The 17,303-nt window shown below is 71.3% G+C and carries 16 protein-coding genes and 2 riboswitches; of the genes, 9 read left to right on the top strand and 7 right to left on the bottom strand.

Annotation, left to right across the window (positions count from 1 at the left end; all coding sequences use genetic code 11):
* The first annotated feature begins 60 nt into the window (after positions 1-60).
* The 3 genes from SCMU_RS02600 (at position 61) to SCMU_RS02610 (ending at position 2,206) form a co-directional block, all read left to right on the top strand.
* On the top strand, positions 61-537 hold the full coding sequence (locus SCMU_RS02600; RefSeq protein WP_229231430.1) for a hypothetical protein: 477 nt from the start codon (positions 61-63) through the stop codon (positions 535-537).
* Between the two features lie 67 nt (positions 538-604).
* Entirely contained in the window at positions 605-1,417 is an 813-nt protein-coding gene (locus tag SCMU_RS02605; RefSeq protein ID WP_229231432.1) for an alpha/beta fold hydrolase, read from the top strand.
* 87 nt (positions 1,418-1,504) lie between these two features.
* Positions 1,505-2,206 carry an NADPH-dependent FMN reductase gene (locus SCMU_RS02610; protein ID WP_229231433.1) on the top strand — a complete coding sequence of 234 codons (702 nt, stop codon included), beginning with the start codon at positions 1,505-1,507 and terminating at the stop codon, positions 2,204-2,206.
* A gap of 158 nt (positions 2,207-2,364) precedes the next feature.
* On the opposite strand, the gene acs is transcribed toward SCMU_RS02610, so the two are convergent.
* Positions 2,365-4,326: an acetate--CoA ligase gene (gene acs, locus SCMU_RS02615; protein ID WP_443020374.1), complete on the bottom strand. Its 1,962-nt coding sequence runs from the start codon at positions 4,324-4,326 to the stop codon at positions 2,365-2,367.
* Positions 4,326-4,424, bottom strand: a riboswitch (SAM riboswitch). Its footprint overlaps the gene before it by 1 nt.
* 142 nt (positions 4,425-4,566) lie before the next feature.
* Positions 4,567-4,678, top strand: a riboswitch (SAM riboswitch).
* Between the two features lie 37 nt (positions 4,679-4,715).
* Between acs and SCMU_RS02620 the strand changes: the two genes are divergently transcribed.
* The 3 genes from SCMU_RS02620 to SCMU_RS02630 all read left to right on the top strand — a co-directional run bounded on the left by SCMU_RS02620 (position 4,716) and on the right by SCMU_RS02630 (position 6,552).
* Entirely contained in the window at positions 4,716-5,198 is a 483-nt protein-coding gene (locus SCMU_RS02620) for a flavin reductase family protein (RefSeq protein WP_229231436.1), read from the top strand.
* A 78-nt stretch (positions 5,199-5,276) separates the two neighbouring features.
* Entirely contained in the window at positions 5,277-6,188 is a 912-nt protein-coding gene (locus tag SCMU_RS02625; protein ID WP_229231437.1) for an oxygenase MpaB family protein, read from the top strand.
* A gap of 70 nt (positions 6,189-6,258) precedes the next feature.
* Complete coding sequence (locus tag SCMU_RS02630; protein WP_229231438.1) at positions 6,259-6,552, top strand: DUF503 domain-containing protein; 294 nt, start codon at positions 6,259-6,261, stop codon at positions 6,550-6,552.
* Between the two features lie 18 nt (positions 6,553-6,570).
* On the opposite strand, the gene SCMU_RS02635 is transcribed toward SCMU_RS02630, so the two are convergent.
* Positions 6,571-7,008 carry a hypothetical protein gene (locus SCMU_RS02635; protein ID WP_229231439.1) on the bottom strand — a complete coding sequence of 146 codons (438 nt, stop codon included), beginning with the start codon at positions 7,006-7,008 and terminating at the stop codon, positions 6,571-6,573.
* A gap of 113 nt (positions 7,009-7,121) precedes the next feature.
* Between SCMU_RS02635 and SCMU_RS02640 the strand changes: the two genes are divergently transcribed.
* On the top strand, positions 7,122-8,840 hold the full coding sequence (locus tag SCMU_RS02640; RefSeq protein ID WP_229231440.1) for an LssY C-terminal domain-containing protein: 1,719 nt from the start codon (positions 7,122-7,124) through the stop codon (positions 8,838-8,840).
* Between the two features lie 6 nt (positions 8,841-8,846).
* Here the strand turns inward: SCMU_RS02640 and SCMU_RS02645 are convergent, their stop codons facing one another.
* Genes SCMU_RS02645 through SCMU_RS02660 form a run of 4 tightly spaced genes read right to left on the bottom strand, consistent with a single transcriptional unit; the run spans position 8,847 to position 10,478 of the window.
* Entirely contained in the window at positions 8,847-9,314 is a 468-nt protein-coding gene (locus tag SCMU_RS02645; RefSeq protein WP_229231441.1) for a DUF1801 domain-containing protein, read from the bottom strand.
* A gap of 39 nt (positions 9,315-9,353) precedes the next feature.
* Positions 9,354-9,614 carry a helix-turn-helix transcriptional regulator gene (locus SCMU_RS02650; protein ID WP_229231442.1) on the bottom strand — a complete coding sequence of 87 codons (261 nt, stop codon included), beginning with the start codon at positions 9,612-9,614 and terminating at the stop codon, positions 9,354-9,356.
* Positions 9,614-10,024, bottom strand: coding sequence for a VOC family protein (locus SCMU_RS02655; RefSeq protein WP_229231443.1), 411 nt, complete (start codon positions 10,022-10,024; stop codon positions 9,614-9,616). Before SCMU_RS02655 ends, SCMU_RS02650 begins: the two co-directional genes overlap by 1 nt.
* Positions 10,025-10,034: 10 nt before the next feature.
* Positions 10,035-10,478 (bottom strand): helix-turn-helix transcriptional regulator, encoded by a 444-nt coding sequence (locus SCMU_RS02660; RefSeq protein WP_229231445.1) that lies wholly within the window; start codon positions 10,476-10,478, stop codon positions 10,035-10,037.
* 116 nt (positions 10,479-10,594) lie between these two features.
* Here SCMU_RS02660 and SCMU_RS02665 point away from each other — a divergent pair, with 116 nt between their 5' ends.
* Positions 10,595-13,738 (top strand): alpha-amylase family glycosyl hydrolase, encoded by a 3,144-nt coding sequence (locus tag SCMU_RS02665; RefSeq protein WP_229231447.1) that lies wholly within the window; start codon positions 10,595-10,597, stop codon positions 13,736-13,738.
* A gap of 129 nt (positions 13,739-13,867) precedes the next feature.
* On the top strand, positions 13,868-14,887 hold the full coding sequence (locus SCMU_RS02670) for a zinc-dependent alcohol dehydrogenase family protein (protein ID WP_229231448.1): 1,020 nt from the start codon (positions 13,868-13,870) through the stop codon (positions 14,885-14,887).
* On the opposite strand, the gene SCMU_RS02675 is transcribed toward SCMU_RS02670, so the two are convergent.
* On the bottom strand, positions 14,868-17,291 hold the full coding sequence (locus tag SCMU_RS02675; RefSeq protein ID WP_229231450.1) for an HAD-IC family P-type ATPase: 2,424 nt from the start codon (positions 17,289-17,291) through the stop codon (positions 14,868-14,870). The genes SCMU_RS02670 and SCMU_RS02675 overlap by 20 nt on opposite strands.
* Positions 17,292-17,303 lie beyond the last annotated feature (12 nt).

Genomic DNA, 17,303 nt, shown 5'->3' on the forward strand with positions numbered 1-17,303 from the left:
GAGGATTCGGGTACAACCGAATCGTTTTGCCGCGACGACGGGCGCCCCACACTCGATGGCATGGCAACGAACACTCGCACCGGAACCGCCTCCCGCACCACCTCCGCCGCGCGGGTCCCCGACCCCCACGCCCTCGAGTCCCGCAGCGCCGGCCACGCGCCGTCGCCCGCCGACGAGCGACTCCTCCACCCGCTGCGTCCCGCCCGGCGCCGCCCCGTCCGCGAACCGCACGGGCTCACCGCAGCGATCGGTGGGCGCACGACGGCGGCCGGTACCGCGCGGTCGCCCGCTCGCCTTCCGCACCGCGTGCGGCACGCCGGCGCCCCTCGCCTCGTGGCGCCGACAGCCGTCCCCGACCACTCGGGCGACCTCCTCGGGCTCCCCGACCTCTCTGGGCTCCGCCTCGGCTTGCGGAGAGCGTGGGCATGGCTGGCCCGCGAGGTCCGGGCATCCGCTCAGATGGACGCCCGGCTCCGCGCCCGGAGGGACGAGGATTCGGCCGCGATGGCCCGCGCGGGCGTGAACCGGCTGACGTGAGGCAGCCTCTCCCGCTGCGGGGTGCTGTCCCCTTGACGTCGGCAGGCAGGGGCCCGACCCTTGCTGCATGGACGTGCCCGAGCTGGAGTCCGTTGACGTTGACGGTCTCCGCATCGCGTACCGGCGGGCGGGCAGCGGCCCCGCGCTCGTGCTCCTGCACGGGGCGTATGAGGACAGCCGGATCTGGGAGCGCCAGCTCGCCGACCTCTCCGACGAGTTCACCGTCATTGCGTGGGATGCCCCGGGCTGTGGCGGGTCGGGGGACCTGCCGGAAGGCTTCGTCGGCACCTTCGGCGGACTGCTTGGTGGTCTCCTCGACGGGCTCGGCCTCACTGGCGGTGCCCGGGCGCACGTCCTGGGGATGTCGTTCGGCTCCGTGGTCGCACTCGACCTGTGGAAGGTCCGCCCGGATCTGCCCGCATCGCTGATCCTCGCGTCAGCCTACGCCGGGTGGGCCGGATCGCTGCCGCCCGAGGAGGTCGAGCGAAGGTACGCCCAGGTGCTCGCCGAACTCGACAGGCCCGCCGCCGAGATCATCCCCGCGTGGCTCCCGAGCCTCTTCACCGACCGGGCGACGTCGGCGATGAAGGACTTCGCCTCCGCGGTCATGGCCGATTCTCGCCCGGCCGGTATGCGTGGGATCCTGCGCGTGGCTGGCCGCGCGGACTACCGGCCGGTCCTGCCGACGATCGCGATCCCGACCCTCCTGCTGTATGGGTCCGACGACGCGCGCTCGCCGGTCGCCGTCGGCGAGGCCCTGCGCGCGCAGATCCCGGCCGCGGAGCTCGTGGTCCTGCCGGGCGTGGGGCATATGAGCTTCGTCGAGGCACCGGACGCGTTCGACGGCGCGGTGCGGCGCTGGCTCGTGGCGCACCTGTGATGACATGGACCACAGGATGTTGATGCGTCAACTTATCAGGCTGTAGACTGTTAGTTGAATCATCAACCACTTAGTCTGTGAGGCACCATGTCCTGGTTCAAGAAGCTCTTCGGCAAGTCCGACTCGTCCGCCGCCCACCGCGCCGAGGCCCAGGCCGTGCCGACGGCTGCCGCCGAGGCCGCCGCCGTCGTGCGCGAGGGTGCCCCGCGCATCGCCGTGGTCACCGGCAGCATCCGCCCGGGCCGCAACAACCTCCAGGTGGCCGAGTGGCTCGTGGCCCGCGCGAGCCAGCGCGGCGACGCCGTCTACGAGCTCGTCGACATCGACTCGTTCAACCTGCCCCTGCTCGACGAGGCCTTCCCGGCCGCGTACGGCAACTACCAGGGTGAGCACACGAAGGCGTGGGCGGCGAAGGTCGCCCAGTTCGACGGCTTCGTATTCGTGACGCCCGAGTACAACCACTCGACGGCCCCGGCGCTCACCAACGCGCTCTCCTTCCTCAACGCGGAGTGGGCCAACAAGGCCGCCGGCATCGTGGGCTACGGCTCCGCGATGGGAGCGCGCGCCGTCGAGCACCTGCGCGGTGTCCTGTCCGAGCTCCAGGTTGCGCACGTGCAGAAGACGGGCATGTTCTCGCTCTTCACGGACTTCGAGGACTTCGCGACCTTCAAGCCGACCGAGCTGCAGGCCGCGTCGGTGGATCCCATGCTGGACCAGCTCATCTCCTGGACCGTCGCGTTCGCGAAGGTCCGCGAGGGCGAATTCGAGCTCGAGGCCGCCTCGGCCTGAGACCCCGCAACGGTCCGGCAGGGACCCCGCAACGGTCGGCCAGGGACCCCGCAACGGTCCGGCAGGGACCCCGCAACGAAACGGACCTGACCCTTCACGCTGAGGGGTCAGGTCCCTTTCGTTGTGGGGTCCCTGGCGGCTTATTGCGGGGTCTTTGGTCAGCGCGCCGCGAGGACCTTCTCGATCTCCGCGATGCACGGCTCGTTCTGCAGGCTCGTCGTGTCGCCGAGCGGGGTGCCCTCGAACAGCTGCGTGAGCAGGCGGCGCATGATCTTCCCCGAGCGGGTCTTGGGCACGTCCGGGACCACGATCACGTCGCGCGGCTTCGCGATCGGCCCGATCTCCTTCGCGACGTGGGTGCGGAGTGCGTCGTCCAGCGTGCCGGGCAGCGCCGCGACCGCGTCGGGATTCACGACGACGAACGCCGCCACCGCGTGCCCCGTCACCGCATCCGCCACCGGGCACACGCCCGCCTCGACCACCGCCGGGTGGGACACGAGTGCCGATTCGATCTCGATCGTCGAGAGCCGGTGCCCCGAGACGTTCAGGACGTCGTCGGTGCGGCCGAGGATCCAGATGTCGCCGTCGGCGTCGTACTTCGCGCCGTCGCCGGCGAGGAACCAGCCCTGCTCGGCGTACGCGCGCCAGTAGGAGTCGAGGTAGCGCTGCGGGTTGCCCCACACCGTGCGCGCCATGGCCGGGCCGGTGGCGGTGACCACAATATTGCCCTGCACGCCCGGCGGAACCGGGGTGCCGGCGTCGTCCACGATCGCCGTGGCGAGCCCGGGCAGCGCCGTAGTAGCACACCCGGGCTTGAACGAGATGTCCGTCTGCCGCGGCGAGAGCACGGTCGCGCCGGTCTCGGACTGCCACCACGTGTCCACCATCGGAACCTCGCCGCGGCCCACGGTCGAGCGCAGCCACCGCCATGCCTCGGGGTTGACGGCCTCGCCCACGGTGCCGCAGACCCGGACCGAGGAGAAATCGTACTCCGCGGGCACCCCGTCCGGGAACCAGCCCATGAGCGAGCGGACGAGCGTGGGCGCCGTGTAGTAGCTCGTGACCCCGTAGCGCTGGATGATCTCGAAGTGCCGTCCCGGGTGCGGCGTGTTGGGCGTGCCCTCGAAGATCACCTGCGTGACGCCGTTGGAGAGCGGCCCATAGATCTCATACGTGTGCGCCGTGACCCACGCGAGGTCAGCGGTGCACCAGTGCACGTCCCCGTCGCGGAGCTCCGGGTCCGGGTTGCCGAACAGGTACTCGTGGCTCCACGACGCCTGCGTGAGGTAGCCGCCGGTCGTGTGGACCAGGCCCTTGGGCTTCCCGGTGGTCCCGGAGGTGTACATGATGAACAGCGGCGTCTCGGCGTCGAACGCCTCGGCCTCGTGCGTGTCCGGCTGCGCGTCGACGAGCTCGTGCCACCACACGTCGCGGCCCGGCGTCCACGCGATGTCGGAGCCCGTCCGCCGGATCACCAAGACATGTTCGACGGCGTTGTCCCCGCCTGCCGCCCCGCCGCGCACCGCGGCGTCGGCGTTCTCCTTCACGGGGACGGCCTTGCCGCGGCGGTACTGGCCGTCCGTGGTGACGAGCAGTTTCGCGCCCGTGTCCTCGACCCGGAAGCGCAGCGCCTCGGCCGAGAAGCCGCCGAACACGAGCGAGTGCACGGCCCCGATCCGCGCGCACGCGAGCGTGATGACGATCGTCTCGACGAGCACCGGCAGGTAGATGACCACCCGGTCGCCCCTGCCGATCCCGAGCGCGAGCAGCGCGTTCGCGGCCTGGGACACGCGGCGCTGCAGGTCCGCGTACGTGACGGTGACCCGGTCGCCGGGCTCGCCCTCGAAGTGCAGCGCGACCTTCTCGCCGCGCCCCGCGGCGACGTGCCGGTCGGCGCAGTTCACGGCCGCGTTGAGGCGTCCGCCCTCGAACCAGCGGATCACCGGGGGCTCGTTTGCCTCGACGTCCGCGGGGATCCACGTGTGCGCCGTGTCCCACTCGCGCTCCCACGTGAGCCGACGGGCGGCGTCCTCCCAGAACGCGATGCGCTCGGGGTCAGTCTGGGCAGGATCGGTCGAGGCAGGGTTGGCGGGGGCAGGGGTCACGGCGGTCATGGACATCTCCATCGGTCCTGGCGGTAGCACCAGTGGCTCCTTGCACGGAGTCAGGGTTGCTGCGGCGTCACTGAGCCAGATCTCTCGGCCGCTCGGGATGGTCTTTTCAACTCTTGCGTGACGCACGCGCCCCGTGCAAAAGAAGCGTGGAGGCCGCTGTAACAAATGACATTGTGTCGGAGTGTGTCCAGCTGGCTGTGGCAGGGGTGGACGCCCCCGCCGCCGCTTCCGTACTGTGAAACTCAGGATCAAGAGTCCCGGTGTGAAGCTCTGGCTGGCCGGGCGGCAACCCTCTCCCGTAGTGGGGTGCCCCAGATGAGGATCCGGCCGCGGTGGCCATCCGCGGCAAGTACGGCGCCCGCACCGTGGGCGTCCGGCCAACTGCTGGAGGACAGATGACCGCCACCCCGCTCGACCTTGTGACCGGTGCCGACCTGCGCCGGGCCATGGGTTGCTGGGCCACGGGGATCGCAGTCATCACCACCTCGGACGGCGGCACCCTCGCGGGCCTCGTGAGCAACTCGTTCACGTCCATCAGCCTCGAGCCGCCGCTCGTCTCGTGGGCCGTGGACAAGAACTCGAGTTCCTACGAGACGTGGATCAACACTGACAACTACGCGGTGCACATCCTGTCCGAGTCCCACCGGGACCTCGTGGCGCGATTCGCGGCGAAGGGGACCGACAAGTTCGCCGGCCTCGACTGGGAGTCCGGCGTGCTCGGCTCGCCGATAGTGGCAGCCGACGTACCGCGTGTCGAGTGTCGCCTCTGGCAGCAGGTGGACGCGGGGGACCACGTCATCCTGATCGGCGAGGTGGTCAGCATCTCGGACCAGGACGACTTCCGCCCCCTCACCAACCACGTGTACTGGGCAAAGTAGCCACACCTGCCGGGGCCCCGGCTCCGCCTCAACGGAGGGGGCCCCGCAGGCTCTTCCCTGCCGCCGTAGGCTAGGTGCGTGGCCATCGACCTGCTCGCCCCGCTGCGGACCAGGCTCCGCCTGACATTCGCGGGCCAGTCCGAGGGGATCCCGGCATGGGAGACCGCCCTCGAGGACGGCGACGACGCGGGCTTCTTTGCCCCCGACTCCGCCGTCTGGGCCGTCCACGGCTCCATGACGCCGATCGCCGGCGGCATTCGCGCGCTCCTGACCCAGGCCCTCCACCCCGGGGTGCTGGCGGGGGTCGCCGACCATTCCAACTACCGCGCGGATCCTCTCGCCCGGCTCGCCGGGACCATCCGCTGGATCTTCACCGTGACCTTCGGGGACACGACGGCGGCCCGCGGCGCGTGCGCGTGGGTGCAGCGCAGGCACGTCCCCGTGGAGGGCGAGTACGTCACCGGTGCTGGGGTGCACGAGCACTACTCCGCCAACGATCCGGCGCTCGCCGAATGGGTCCACATCGCCTTCACCGATGCACTCCTGCGCACCTACGAGGCGTTCCACGGCCCCGTGCCCGGCGGCGCCGACCGCTACGTGTCCGAGTGGGCCGTGGCGGGCGAGCTCATGGGCGTCCTCGACCCGCCGCGCACCGAGGCCGCGCTGCGGTCCCGGATCCAGGCGTACGACGCCGCGGGGCAGCTCGCTGGCGGACCTCGCGTCGACGACGTGGTCGCCTTCCTCCGCCGGCCGCCCCTCGACCCGCTCCTCGGGCCCGGATACGCGGCCCTGTTCGGTGCCGTCCTGACGACCATGCCGCGGCGGCACCTCGACCTCCTGGGGCTGCGGCCTCCCCATCTGGGCCCCGTGCCGCTCCCGGTGAGGGGCGCGGCGAAGGCGACGCTCGCCGTCGTGGGCCGCGCCCTCGACCCGATGCCGCCCAGCGAGGCCGCCGCCCGCCGCCGTCTGGCCCGGCTCGGCCTCCTCTGACCCCCAGACGGGCGGGGCGGCGGGGGCGACGGGCGTCGGCGGCGGGGGCGACGGAGGGGAGAATGGGCGCATGTGGATCGCGTGGATCGAGTTCGACCTGCTCCTCGGCGACGTGCACTCCCTCAAGGAGAAGCGCTCGGTGGTGCGGCCCATCGTCGCCGAGCTGCGGCGCCGCTACGAGATCGCCGCAGCGGAGGTCGGGGACATGGACCTGCATCGCCGCGCACGCATCGGCGCGGCGATCGTCACGGCGGACCGGGCGCACGCCGTCGAGGTGATGGAAGCTGTGGAGCGCCTCGTTGCAGCGCGGCCCGAGGTGGAGCTGCTCAGCGTGCGGCGCCGTGAGGCGAGCAGCGAGGACTGACGGCGGACCCCACGGGCCTCAGCGCACGAACAGCATCACAACGTGCAGCACGCTCAGCGCCACGCCCGCGATCGCCATGACCGAGACGCGTGCGGCCAGGGATTTCGATCGCGCGAACGAGCCCCACGCCCCGAACACCGAGCCGAGGAGCGGCGGTGCGGCGAGCACGGCCCCGATCCAGGGCACGAATCCGAGCGTGAGCGCGAGGAGCCCGAGCCCGAGCGAGACTCCGCCCAGCACGGTCGCGAGGCGCGAGACCGGCTTGGCGGGGCGGGGCTCCGAAGAGCGGCGCGCTCCGGCGGTGACGGGCGACGGCGCGTGCTCGCCCGGCCGGACGAGCTCGCCGCGGCTCTGGTTGGCCGCGCCGGGCGGAGCGACTGGCGGGACGCCGTCGGGCCAGTAGGCGCTCGGGTCCCGGTACGGATTCCGCCGAGGGTCGGGGCCGGGGGTGCTCACCCCTCGATTATCTCCCGGGAGGCCGCTCTGGGCATTCAGGGTTCTCCCTGAGAGCACCCTGAAGTCCCGGGCGGCATACAGGGCGCATGCAGGAACCCGGGGAGAATCAGGCTATGGCTACGCAGACAGGCGCTGGACGAGTGCGCGCGGGACGACGTCGGATGGGCGCGGGGGCTCACCTCATCGTCGCGCTCGCCGCCCTCGTGTTCGCGGTCGCGTTCTTCTATGCGGTCCGGACGCTGACCCTCTTCGTGTCCCCGATGCTGTTCCTTGTCGCGGTGTTCCTCGAGGCCGTCTTCGTCGCGGTGTTCGTGTTCGCCGTCCTGCGGGCGCTGACGCTGCCGGGCAAGGTGCTGCGCTCGCTGGGCGCCTCGGCGTGGATAGGCCTCGAAGCGAACGCGTACGTGACGAGCGCCAGAACGAGCGACGCCATGCCGATGAGATGGCTGCGCGCCCGGCTGCGGCGCGACACGCCCACAGGCATCTGGCTCACCGCCACGGTGGTGATCGCGGCGTGGCCCCTCGCGAGCTTCCTCGGGGTCGCGTTCGGGGTGGTCAGCGGCGGGACGATCGCGCAGATCGATGAGCGCATAGCGAACCTCATGCCACTGGTCCGCACCCCCGGGGAGACCGCCTTCTTCACGGCAGCCACGATGCTCGTGAACTGGCAGGCCCTGACGGTGCTGACCGTAGCGGCCGTCGTCGTGCTCTGGTGGAGACGACGGCGCTTCCTCGCCGCCGCGGTGCTCGGCACCGTGCTGGCGCAGGAGCTCCTCGCGACGCTGGCCAAGCTTGCCTTCGGCCGGCACCGGCCGGATGCCGCGCTTGCCCTGCTCGACGAGGGCACGCTGAGCTTCCCGAGCGGCCACGCCGTCCGGGCCACGGTGGTCTACGGGGTCATCGCGTACCTGCTGATCAGGGCGTACCGCACCACGGCGGCGCGCACCGCGGTCGTCGCGGGGTACCTCGTGGTGGTCCTGCTCGTGGGGATGAGCCGGGTGTACCTCGGCGTCCACTTCGTGGGAGACGTCTGGGGCGGCATGCTGTTCGGCGCCACGATCCTCGCCGCCGTGGTCGGGTTCCTCGAGATCGCGGCGCGGTTCCCGATCGTGCGGCGGGAGCGGCGGAATCGCAGCGCCGGGCGGGTGTTCGCCGTCGTGCCCGTGATCGGGATCGTGTTCTCGGTCGCGACGGCGCCCCTCCTGCTGCACCCGCACGAGCACCCGGCCCAGCGGTCAACCCAGCAACTGGCCTCGCTGGACGCGGGGCAGCTGGCGCGCCTGCCGCTGTACAGCGAGACGCTCACGGGTGAGCACATGGAGCCCGCCAACTTCATCTACGTGGGCACCGAGGAACAGGTCGTGGCCGCGTTCGAGGGCGCGGGCTGGGACCGCGCGGACCGGTCGACGTTCGTCAACACCCTCCGCGCGTTCGCGGTGGGGCTCCAGGGCGGCCAGTACTCGAGCGCCCCCGTGACGCCCGCGTTCATGGCGGCCGAGCCGGAGACGGTGGCGTTCCAGAAGGCGACCGCCTCGAACTCCTTGCGGCAGCGGCACCACACCCGCATCTGGCAGACCGACTACACGGCGCCGGACGGCCGCCCGGTCTGGGAGGCGACCGCGAGCTTCGACGACGGGATCGAGTTCGCCGGCGCCGCGAAGGTCCCTACGCACCACATCGACCCGAACATCGATGCCGAGCGCGCGTTCATCATCGGCACGCTCGGCTACCCGGAGGACCTCGTCCAGCTCACGCACCCGCAGATGGGGCGCAACGGCAGCGGGGACGAGTTCTTCACGGACGGGAAGGCGCAGCTCGTCGTCCTGCGGTGAGCGGCCCTACCCAGCCGCGCGCGCGACGAGCTCGGCGATGCGGTCCCAGTCCGCCTCGGCCGGCTCGGCCAGGGCGAAGGACGTGGCCCACATGGCACCGTCGTCCAGCGCCGCGGACTCCTCGAAGCCGAGCGTTGCGTAGCGGGAGGAGAACTTGGCGCGGTCCTTGAAGAACAGGACCAGCTTGCCGCCGCGGGTCCACGCCGGCATGCCGTACCAGAGCCTGGGGTCGAGCCCCTGCGCGGTGGCGAGCTCGTGGATCCGCCCGGCGATCGACCGGTCGGGCTCCTCGAACCCCTCGATCCTGGCGATCGTGTCCGCAAGGTCCCCGGCGGCCTTCTCCGCGGCGGTCGTGCGGGTGCGGGCCCGCTTCGCCTCGGCGACCACCTCGTGCATCGCCGCGCGCTCCTGGTCGCTGAACGCGGCCGACGACGGTTCGGTCGCCGTTGTCCTGCTGTTGGTCGTGCCTGCCATGATGACTCCTCGTGGTGCCTGTGCTGTGGGTTGGGTGCCTCAGGGCGCGTTCACGAGGGAGCGTGCCCGGCGTGCTGCGATGTAGTCGTGGAGGGGGATTCCATACGCCCGGCCGAACTCGAGGGCGAGCCCCTCCTCGGAGACCCCGGCGCGGGAGGCGAGGGCGGCGACGTCGAGCGGGGGCCGCCCCGCGGCGTCGCGCGTGTCCCGGTCGATCAGGTCCCGCAGCCGCCGCACCCGCACGAGATCCCGCGGGTACGGGGCCGGAGCGTGCGCCGCTCCCCATGCGGGGTGGCACATCAGCGGATCTCTTGGATGCGGATCTGGTTCCCGGCGGGGTCGCGGAAGGCGCAGTCGCGCAGGCCGTAGGGCTGCAGAGTGGGCTCCTGGATCACCTCGGCCTCGGCGGCCTGGACCTTGTCGAAGACCTCGTCGATGTTGGGCGTGGCCAGGAGGATCCAGCCGTACGTGCCCTTGGCCATCATCTCGGAGATGGTGCGCCGCTCGTCGTCCGTGATCCCCGGGTCGATGGCCGGCGGGGCGAGGAGGATCGAGGTGTCCGGCTGGCCCGCGGGGCCCACGGTGATCCACCGCATGGTGCCCTTGCCGACATCCTGGCGGACCTCGAAGCCGAGCACGTCGCGGTAGAAGGCCAGAGACTCCTCGGGGTCGACGTGGGGGAGTGCGCTTGCGTGAATGGTGAGTTCCATGGCATCCACGCTACGCAGAGCGCGCGGGCCACGCTTCTCGATTCCTGATCGGTCTCGTGACCTGCCTGGCGATGCACGGGAGCATGCCCTCGGTGACGTCGGCGCCCTGGTCCCGGTACACGCTCGGCGGCACACCCACGAGCTCCGCGAACCGCGTGCTGAACGTGCCGAGGGACGAGAAGCCGACCTCGAAGCACACGTCCGTGACGCTGAGCTCCCCCACCCGCAGCAGGGCCATGGCCCGCTCGATCCGCCGCGTCATGAGGTACTGGTACACCGACTCGCCGTACGCCGCCCGGAACTGCCGGCTCAGGTGGCCCGCCGAGATGTGCACGCCCAAGGCGAGGGCCTCGACATTGAGGGGCTGTGCGTACTCGCGGTCGATCCGGTCACGCACCTTCCGCAGGAGGGCAAGGTCGCGCAGGCGGGGGTCGGCACCGGATCCGGTGGTCATGTCCTCGATCGTGTCAGCCCAGGCACATGCTGTCGAGTGACGTCCCTGTGACCCTCTTGTCACATCGTGTGACTTAGACCATAGTTGGCGGCGTCACCGCACTCTGGGAGGTCTCCATGCAGCACCGCCTTGCCCCGGCCCGACGCGCCCGCCCCCGCCTTCGAGCGCGAGCCGCGGCGGCCGCAGTCGTCCTCGCGGCGAGCCTCGTCGCGGGAGGCGCGACGACGACGCTCGCCGCGCCGCCGCCGTTGCCCTCCGCCCCCTCGACCGGAGCGACCCACTCGTTCCGCACCGCCGCCGGAACGGAGAACTACTACTTCGTCATGACGGACCGCTTCGCCAACGGCACCACCGCGAATGACCAGGGCGGGCTCGGCGCCGACCCGATGGTGTCCGGCTTCGACCCGACCAACAAGGGCTTCTACCACGGCGGCGACCTCAAGGGCCTCACGGGCAAGCTCGACTACATCCAGGGCCTCGGCACGACGGCGATCTGGCTCACCCCGAGCTTCAAGAACAAGGCCGTCCAGCCGCAGGACAAGAGCGCCGGCTACCACGGCTACTGGATCACGGACTTCACCCAGATCGACCCGCACCTCGGCACCAACGCCGAGCTCGGGGACCTCATCACCCAGGCGCACGCGCGCGGGATGAAGGTCTACTTCGACATCATCACCAACCACACCGCGGACGTCATCAAGTACACCGAGGGCGACCGGATGCCCTACGTGAGCAAGACCGTCTCCCCCTACAGGGACGCCGCGGGGAACACGTTCGACGACGCCGCGGTCGCCGACCAGCCCACGTTCCCCGCCATGGACCCGGCCATCTCGTTCCCGTACCACCCGTACGTCTCGTCCGGCGACGAGAACGCCAAGGTCCCTGCGTGGCTCAACGACCTGAGCCTGTACCACAACCGCGGCGACTCGACGTTCGCGGGGGAGAGCGCCGGCTACGGGGACTTCTCGGGCCTGGATGACCTCTTCACCGAGAATCCGAAGGTGCTCAACGGGTTCATCGACGTGTACAAGAAGTGGATCGGCGACTTCGGGATCGACGGCTTCCGCATCGACACGATGAAGCACGTCAACGACGCGTTCTGGCAGAAGTTCTCGCCCGCGATCCTGCAGTACGCGCACTCGGTCGGGAAGAAGGACTTCTTCATGTTCGGCGAGGTCTACGACACCTCGCGCGACTTCACCTCCAAGTTCACGACGTCCGACGGCGTCCAGGCGGTTCTCGACTTCCCGTTCCAGCAGGCGGCGCGCTCCTACGCGTCGGCGTCCTCGCCCGCCACGACGCTGCAGAAGCTCTTCCAGGGGGACGACTGGTACACGACCGCGACCTCGAACGTGTACCAGCTGCCCACGTTCCTGGGGAACCACGACATGGGCCGCATCGGGTCGTTCATCGACACCGACAACCCGAACGCGTCCGACGCCGAGAAGGTTGCCCGCGATCGTCTCGCGACTGAGCTCATGTACTTCTCGCGAGGCAATCCGATCGTCTACTACGGCGATGAGCAGGGCTTCACCGGCACGGGCGGCGACCAGCTCGCGCGACAGGACATGTTCGCGTCCAAGACGCCGGAGTACCTCGCCGACCCGCTCCTGGGCACGACGGCGACCCACGCCTCGGACAACTACGTCACCACGCATCCGCTCTACACCTCGATCGCGGACCTCGCGAAGGTGGTCAGGGACAACCCCGCGCTGCGATCGGGCGCGCACCAGGACCGCTACGCCGAGTCCACCGCGGGGGTGTACGCGTTCTCGCGCATCGACGCGACGGCGCAGCGCGAGTACGTCGTGGCCCTGAACAACACCGCGGCGCCCCGTACGGCGGCCGTGCCGACGTACATCGCCCAGCGGCCGTTCACCAAGGTGTTCGGCGCGGGGGCAACGGACCGGCTCAAGACCGCCGCGGACAGGACGCTGACGGTGACGGTCCCGGCGTTCTCCGCCGTGGTCTACGAGTCCGCGGGCCGCATCCCCGACTCGGCTGCGGCGCCCGTGCCCCAGATCGGAACGCCAGCGGCGACGGGCGGGGACAACACGCGCGTCAACGTCACCGCGGACCTCCCGCACGACTCGTTCTACGAGGTGACGTTCCAGGCCCGGGTCCCGGGCGCCGCCGGTGCGGGCGGCCAGTGGCACAACATCGGGACCGACGACACCTACCCGTACCAGGTCTTCGATGCGACGAAGGGCATGACGCCGGGCACGCCGCTCGAGTATCGGGCCGTCTCACTCGACAACGCAGGCCACACCGCGACGTCGGCGACCGTCGCCGCCGTCGTGCCTACTCCGGTCGATCCGGACGCGCCGAAAGGGCCCGCGCCGCAGCCGCTCTCGGTGACGATTGCGGGCGACTACCAGCACCTCGCGGGCTGCGGCGGCGACTGGGACCCGGCGTGTCCGGCGACGATGGCCCAGTACGACCCGATCGCGTCCGAGTGGCGGCTCACCCTCGACCTGCCGGCCGGGACGTACCAGGTCAAGGCCGCGCTCAACGGTTCCTGGACCGAGAACTACGGCGCCGGGGGAGCGCGGGACGGCGGGAACACCACCCTGAACCACCCTGGTGGGAAGCTCACGTTCACGTACCGGCACGACTCGCACCTGACCACGGTCTCCGAGCATGCGGCCCAACCGTCGGCGGTGTCGGTGCCAGGGACGCTCAACACCGCGATGGGGTGCGCTAACAACTGGGATCCCGCGTGCGCCCAGGCGCAGCTGACGTTCGACGCCGCGCAGGGAGTCTGGCGCGGAACGTACAGCCTGCCGCAGGGCAGCTACTCGTACAAGGCCGCGCTCAACAAATCCTGGGACGTCAACTACGGCGTCGGCGGGGCGGCCAACGGGCCGAACGTCGGGCTCGACCACCCGGGCGGGCCCGTCGTGTTCAGCTACAACGACTCGACCCACCTCGTCACGGCCGGATGGCCCGTCACGCAGCCCGCGGCCGTGAACCTCCCCGGTACGTACCAGCACCTCGCCGGGTGCACGGGGGACTGGGACCCGGCCTGCGCGGCGACATCCGCGGTGTGGGACGCGCGCTCGCAGGGCTGGATCCTGCGGCTCGCCTCGCTTCCCGCTGGCTCATACTCGTTCAAGGTGGCCCTCAACGGATCCTGGGACGTCAACTACGGGACCAACGGCGTGGAGAATGGGCCGAACATCGGGTTCGACCACGGCGGCGGGCCCGTTGCGTTCCGGTACGACCACACGACGCACCTCGTGGCGATCGTCTCGGGCTGAGCACGCGTCCCAACCCTCTGGTTGAGGGGTCATGTCCCTGCGTTGAGTGGTCAGGGGATGTGACCCCTCACCGTTGGGGGGTGCCGAGTGGCCCTGTCCCGTCCCGCCCCGGCGCGGCAGAATGACCGCATGCGCGCTTGGTGGGTTGACATTCCGGGTCCCGCGGGGGCCGAGCCGGGGCCGCTCGTGTTCGGCGAGCGACCCGATCCCGTGCCCGGGCCGGGAGAGGTCCTCATGCGGGTGTCGGTCTGCGGAGTGTGCCGGACGGACCTGCACCTCGCGGAGGGGGACCTCACGCCCAGACGCCACGGCGTCATCCCGGGCCACGAGGCGGTGGGCCGCGTCGAGGCGCTCGGCCCCGGAGCCAGCCGCTTCCAGCTCGGCGACCGCATCGGCATCGCGTGGCTGCGCGGCACGTGCGGGACGTGCCGCTTCTGCGCATCGGGCCGCGAGAACCTCTGCGAAGCACCCCGGTTCACGGGGTGGGACGACGACGGCGGGTACGCGGAGCTCGCCGTCGTGCGCGAGGACTTCGCCTACCGCATCCCGGAAGCGTTCGGCGACCGCGCCGCCGCGCCGCTGCTGTGCTCGGGGATCATCGGGTACCGTGCGCTCAAGCGCGCGGCGATGCCCGACGGCGGGCGGCTAGGGATCTACGGGTTCGGCGGCAGCGCGCACATCACGGCGCAGCTGGCCATGCACCGCGGGGCGACCGTCTACGTCATGACCCGTGCGCCCGAGGCCCGCGAGCTCGCGCTCGAGCTCGGAGCCGCGTGGGCCGGGGGAGCGGACGAGGAGCCGCCCGAGAAGCTCGACTCCGCCATCCTGTTCGCCCCCGTCGGCACGCTCGTCCCGCCTGCCCTCGCGGCGCTGGACCGCGGCGGGACCCTCGCCGTTGCCGGGATACACCTCAGCGACATCCCGCCGCTGAACTACCAGGAGCACCTCTTCCAGGAGCGCCAGCTCCGCAGCGTCACCGCCAACACGCGCGACGACGGCGAGGAGTTCTTCCGCCTCGCCGCCGAGATCCCGGTGCGCACGACGACGGTCCCCTACCGCTTCGAGGACGCGCACCGCGCGCTCGCCGACCTTGCGGGCGACAGGATCACCGGGGCGGCCGTGCTCGAGGTCAGCGGGCCTCGCGCCTGAGTGCCTCGCGATTGGGGGCCCGGCGCGAGATCAGGTGGTGCGCGGCCTCGATCATCCCGCAGCCGAGGGCGCACACCGCGAGCGTCGCCGCGAACATGCCCGGATCGGGGAGCTCGAGCTCGTGGTATTCCCGCAGCTGCGGGACGGCGAAGACGGCAACCAGGCTCAGGACCATCGCGGCCATGAGCGCCCACGTCCACCTCGCGAAGGGCCGGGCGGCGACGCCGAGGACCCACAGGCCGGTCGCGACGAGCGCCCCGAACGCGGCCGAATCGATGTCCTCGGGCTCCGCGTGAAGCACCCCGTGCCCCACGGCATAGACGGCGAGGATGACGGCGGCCATCACCACGCCCGAAGGGACCGCCGTGCGCAGCGCCCGTCCGAGGAGGCCGGGCCGGTACCGCCGCAGGTTCGGCATGAGCGCCAGCACGGCGGCCGGGAAGCCGATCACGATGAAGTCCGAGGTGGAGAGCTGGCGGGGAACGAAGGGGAACTGCCATGCGAGGGCACCGAAGGCGAGCCCGAGGAGGAACGCGTAGGTGGTCTTGGCCAAGAAGAGGTGGGAGACGCGCTCGATGTTCGCGATGACCCGCCGTCCCTCGGCGACGACCGCGGGGAGCGTCGCGAACCTGCCGTCGAGGAGGATGAGGCGCGCCACCGCCTTGGTCGCTGGCGCGCCGTTGCCCACCGCGATGCCCAAGTCGGCGGTCTTGAGGGCGAGCGCGTCGTTGATGCCGTCGCCGGTCATGGCCACCACGTGGCCGCGCGACTGGAGGGCCTGGACCATGGCGCGCTTCTGCTCCGGACGCACCCGGCCGAACACGCTGTGCCGGTCGAGGGCCTCGGCCATCGCGGCGGGGTCCTCGGGAAGGGTGCTCGCGTCCACGGCCTCGCCCACGGCGAGGCCGACCGCGCGGGCCGTGGCGGCGACCGTGCGCGGATGGTCGCCCGAGAGGACCTTGAGCTGGACTCCCTGCTCACGGAAGTAGGCGAGGGTCTCGGCCGCGTCCGGGCGGACCTTCTCGCTGAAGGTGACGATGGCGTGCGGCTCGAGCGTCTTTGGGAGGCCGTGCGCGGGGAGGGCGCCGGCACTGCAGATGACCATGGTGCGCAGACCGCGCGACGCCGTCTCGCGGCTCCGGTCCATCGCCGCGGGGTGCCGGTCCCCGAGGAGCACCTCCGGCGCACCCAGGACCCACGCCCCGGGCGCTGCGCCGCCGTCGAACGCGACCGCGCTCCAGCGGCGCGATGACGCAAACGGGACCACCGCCGCGGGAGCGCTCGCGGGCGGTTCCGTGAAGCGCTCGGCGAGGGCCCGGGCGGTGGCGTTCGCGTCGGGATCGGCGCCGAACCAGGCCAGCGCGCGCCGCCACGCGCCGTCGTCCGCGTCCCCAGCCAGCGCTATGACGTCCTCGAGCCGCACGCCGCTCTCGGTCAGCGTTCCGGTCTTGTCGAGGCACAGCACGTCCACGCGCGCGAGGACTTCAACGGCGTCGAGCTCCTCGACCAGCACCTGCCCGCGGGCCAGGCGTGCGGCCGCCACCGCGAAGGAGAGCGTCGAGAGGAGGGCGAGGCCCTGCGGGACCATGATCGTCACCGAGGCCACCGCGGCGACGACGGCGTCACGCCATGCGCCGGACTCGAGCGCCCCCGCCCACCCGCCGGCGGCCTGCATCTGACCGTTGAGCACGACGGCGGCCATCGGCACGAGCGCAATGCTCACCCACCGCGCCACCCGGCCCAGTGCGGTGCGCAGCTCCGAGCCCACCCGGGAGAAACGCCGGGCCTCGCGGGTGAGCTGGACGGCATGCGCGCTCGGCCCGACACGCGTGAGCTGGAGCGCCCCGCTTCCCGAGACGACGGACGATCCGGAGAGCGCCTGGTCCCCGGCGTCCTTGGGCACGGGGTCGGACTCGCCCGTGAGCAGGGACTCGTCCAGGTCGAGGTCCCGTGAGGAGAGCAGAGTCCCGTCGGCCGGGACCTGGTCGCCGCGGCCCAGGAGGACGATGTCGTCGAGCACGAGGTCCTCGGGCAGGACTTCGCTGATGGAGCCCGCGCGCAGGGCACGCACGGGGTCTCGTCGCAGCACCGAGAGGCGCTCGAGCTTGCGCTTGGCCCGCACCTCCTGCACGATCCCGATGATCACGTTCGCCACCGCGGCGACGAGGAAGACCAGGTCGAGCCAACGGCCCAAGAGGATCAGCGCGAGGCCGCACGCGCCGAGGATGAGGTTGAAGAGCGTCAGCAGATGGCTGCGGACAATCTGCAGGACTGTGCGGTTGGTGCCGTGCGGCTGGATGTTGACCATCCCAGCCGCACGGCGCTCGGCAACCGCCGCATCGTCCAAGCCGCTCAGCTCGCGGCTCGGCGAATCCCGCGCGTCGAACCCCCGCTCGGCGCCCAATGGCCTCGGCCC

The sequence above is a fragment of the Sinomonas cyclohexanicum genome (genome assembly GCF_020886775.1).
Taxonomy (GTDB): Bacteria; Actinomycetota; Actinomycetes; order Actinomycetales; family Micrococcaceae; genus Sinomonas; species Sinomonas cyclohexanicum.

Coding starts and splice junctions, on each gene's coding strand:
- SCMU_RS02600 (WP_229231430.1), top strand. CDS start 61: ATGGCAACGAACACTCGCACCGGAACCGCCTCCCGCACCACCTCCGCC.
- SCMU_RS02605 (WP_229231432.1), top strand. CDS start 605: ATGGACGTGCCCGAGCTGGAGTCCGTTGACGTTGACGGTCTCCGCATC.
- SCMU_RS02610 (WP_229231433.1), top strand. CDS start 1,505: ATGTCCTGGTTCAAGAAGCTCTTCGGCAAGTCCGACTCGTCCGCCGCC.
- acs (WP_443020374.1), bottom strand. CDS start 4,326: ATGTCCATGACCGCCGTGACCCCTGCCCCCGCCAACCCTGCCTCGACC.
- SCMU_RS02620 (WP_229231436.1), top strand. CDS start 4,716: ATGACCGCCACCCCGCTCGACCTTGTGACCGGTGCCGACCTGCGCCGG.
- SCMU_RS02630 (WP_229231438.1), top strand. CDS start 6,259: ATGTGGATCGCGTGGATCGAGTTCGACCTGCTCCTCGGCGACGTGCAC.
- SCMU_RS02640 (WP_229231440.1), top strand. CDS start 7,122: ATGGCTACGCAGACAGGCGCTGGACGAGTGCGCGCGGGACGACGTCGG.
- SCMU_RS02645 (WP_229231441.1), bottom strand. CDS start 9,314: ATGGCAGGCACGACCAACAGCAGGACAACGGCGACCGAACCGTCGTCG.
- SCMU_RS02650 (WP_229231442.1), bottom strand. CDS start 9,614: ATGTGCCACCCCGCATGGGGAGCGGCGCACGCTCCGGCCCCGTACCCG.
- SCMU_RS02655 (WP_229231443.1), bottom strand. CDS start 10,024: ATGGAACTCACCATTCACGCAAGCGCACTCCCCCACGTCGACCCCGAG.
- SCMU_RS02660 (WP_229231445.1), bottom strand. CDS start 10,478: ATGACCACCGGATCCGGTGCCGACCCCCGCCTGCGCGACCTTGCCCTC.
- SCMU_RS02665 (WP_229231447.1), top strand. CDS start 10,595: ATGCAGCACCGCCTTGCCCCGGCCCGACGCGCCCGCCCCCGCCTTCGA.
- SCMU_RS02670 (WP_229231448.1), top strand. CDS start 13,868: ATGCGCGCTTGGTGGGTTGACATTCCGGGTCCCGCGGGGGCCGAGCCG.